Origin of the sequence: Streptomyces dysideae (assembly GCF_001514305.1) — a bacterium.
GTDB lineage: Bacteria > Actinomycetota > Actinomycetes > Streptomycetales > Streptomycetaceae > Streptomyces > Streptomyces dysideae.
Genome location: NZ_KQ949075.1, coordinates 40,929 through 43,643 on the forward strand (window position 1 = coordinate 40,929; position 2,715 = coordinate 43,643).

At 72.0% G+C, this 2,715-nt stretch carries 2 protein-coding genes; both read left to right on the forward strand.

Translation table 11 applies throughout. The features are described 5' to 3' along the window. On the forward strand, nt 1-806 hold an 806-nt coding region (locus AQJ91_RS00155; RefSeq protein WP_234381767.1), incomplete at its 5' end, for a phosphopantetheine-binding protein. A 25-nt stretch (nt 807-831) separates the two neighbouring features. Then, the coding region (locus tag AQJ91_RS00160; protein WP_407696797.1) for a type I polyketide synthase at nt 832-2,715 on the forward strand (1,884 nt) is incomplete at its 3' end.

Consider the following 2,715-nt stretch of genomic DNA (forward strand, 5'->3'; position numbering starts at 1 on the left):
CGACCGGCATGACCGCCCACCTCGACGGCGCCGACCTGGAACGCGGTAAGCGGGGCGGCATGCTCGGTCTGCCCAGCGCCGAGGGGCTGGCCCTGTTCGACGCGGCGCTCGGTTCGACCGAGGCGCTCCTCGTGCCGGCCCGGCTGGACCTGGCCGAACTGCGGTCCCGCTCCTCGGACGGCGACGCGGTCCCGCCGATCCTGCAGGGCCTGGTACGGCCGTCCGCCCGGCGTACCGCCAAGGCCGCGGCCGCGCCGGCGGGGGAGACCCTCCTGCAACGCCTCGCGGGCCGCACCCCGGAGGAGCGCGCGCAACTGCTGCTCGACGTGGTGCGGGTACAGGTCGCCGGGGTCCTGGGGGTGGCCAACCCGGCCACCGTCGACGCCGGCCGGGCGTTCAAGGACACGGGCTTCGACTCCCTCACGGCCGTCGAGTTCCGCAACCGGCTCACCGAGGCCACCGGGGTCCGGCTGCCCGCGACCCTCGTCTTCGACCACCCGACGCCCGCGGCCCTCGTCGAACTGCTCCAGGAGCAGTTGCGGCCCGAGCCGCAGACCGCGGAGGAACTGTCGGTCCTGGCCGAACTGGACCGCCTGGAGCGGGCGATGACAGCCCGCCCGGCCTGCGACGAAGCCGACCCGGCCGACCAGGCCCAACTGGTCACCCAGCGGCTCAAGGCGCTCACCGCGCAGTGGGAGAGCCTCCACCCCGACCTCACTGACGACATGGCCGACGGCCTGGATCTGGACACCGTCACCGACGACGAGATGTTCGCCCTCATCGACAACGAGCTCGGTCTGTCCTGAACGGACGACAACCGGATGACACCGGATGACACCGGATGACACCGGACGACACGGAGAGCGAAGGGACACAGAGGCAGACATGAGCAACCACACCGAGGACAAACTCCGTGAGTACCTCAAGAAGGCGCTCACCGACCTGCGCAAGGCCAACGGCCGGGTGCGCGAGGTCGAGGACGAGAAACACGAACCGATCGCGATCGTCGGCATGGCGTGCCGCCTCCCGGGCGGGGTGACCGGCCCCGAGGAGCTGTGGCGGCTGGTCGCCGACGGCACCGACGCCATCACCGAGTTCCCCGGCAACCGCGGCTGGGATCTGGACACCCTCTTCGACGACGACCCCGACCACCCCGGCACCTCCTACGCCCGGCACGGCGGGTTCCTGCACGACGCCGGCGAGTTCGACGCGGGCTTCTTCGGGATCTCCCCGCGCGAGGCGCTCGCCATGAACCCGCAGCAGCGGCTCCTGCTGGAGACCTCCTGGGAGACCTTCGAACGGGCCGGCATCGACCCGACCGGCCTCGGCGGCCAGAGCATCGGCATCTTCACCGGCGTCATGCACCACGACTACGCCCCCGTCGGCCAGCGCATCCCGCCGTCCGTCGAGGGCATGCTCGGCATCGGCAACTCGGGCAGCGCCACCTCCGGCCGCGTCTCCTACACCCTCGGCCTCGAAGGGCCCGCGGTCACGGTCGAGACGGCCTGCTCCTCCTCCCTCGTCGCCATCCACCTGGCCACGCAGTCCCTGCGGACCGGCGAGTGCTCGATGGCCCTCGCGGGCGGTGTCGCCGTCATGGCCACCCCTGACGGGTTCATCGAGTTCTCCCGCCAGCGCGGCCTGGCGAAGAACGGCCGGGCCAAGGCTTTCGCAGCCGCCGCCGACGGCACCAACTGGTCCGAGGGCGCTGGCCTGTTGCTCCTGGAGCGCCTCTCGGACGCCCGCCGCAACGGCCACCGGGTGCTCGCGGTGGTGCGCGGTACGGCCGTCAACCAGGACGGCGCCTCCAACGGCCTCACCGCCCCCAACGGCCCTTCCCAGCAGCGGGTCATCCGCCAGGCCCTGGCCAACGGCCGTCTGACGCCCGCTGATGTGGACGCCGTCGAGGCGCACGGCACCGGTACGGCCCTCGGCGACCCCATCGAGGCCCAGGCCGTCATCGCCGCCTACGGCCAGAACCGCCTGCAGGACCACCCCCTCCGGCTGGGCTCCCTCAAGTCCAACATCGGGCACGCGCAGTCGGCGGCCGGTGTCGCCGGTGTCATCAAGATGGTGATGGCGCTCCAGAACGAGGAGCTGCCGAAGACCCTGCATGTGGATGAGCCGACGCCGAAGGTGGACTGGTCGGCGGGTGCGGTGGAACTGCTCACCGAGGCCCGCCCGTGGCCCCGGGAGGAAGGGCGTCCACGCCGGGCCGGCGTCTCCTCGTTCGGTGTGAGCGGCACGAACTCCCACGTGGTGATCGAGGAGGCGCCCGCCGAGGAACCCCCCGTGGAGAAGAGGGAGTTCACCGGTCCGCTGCCGTTCGTGGTCTCGGCGCGCTCCGCACCCGCCCTCAAGGCGCAGGCGGAGCGGCTCGCCGACCACCTGGAGACGGCCGGGCAGGCTCCGGCGGACGTGGCGTACTCGCTCGCGACGACCCGCGCGGCCCTCGATCACCGTGCGGTGGCGGTCGCGGAGAACCTGACCGAGGCGGTGGCCGGGCTGCGGTCGGTGGCCGCCGATGTTCCGGCGGTCACGGGCGGTCGGCTGGCGGTGCTGTTCACCGGGCAGGGGTCGCAACGGGTTGGTATGGGGCGGGAGTTGTATGACACGTATCCCGTCTTCGCGGAGGCCTTCGACGCGGTCGTTGCGGAGCTGGATCAGCATCTGTCCGTGCCTCTGAAGGACGTCGTCTTCGGGGCTGCGGCCGAC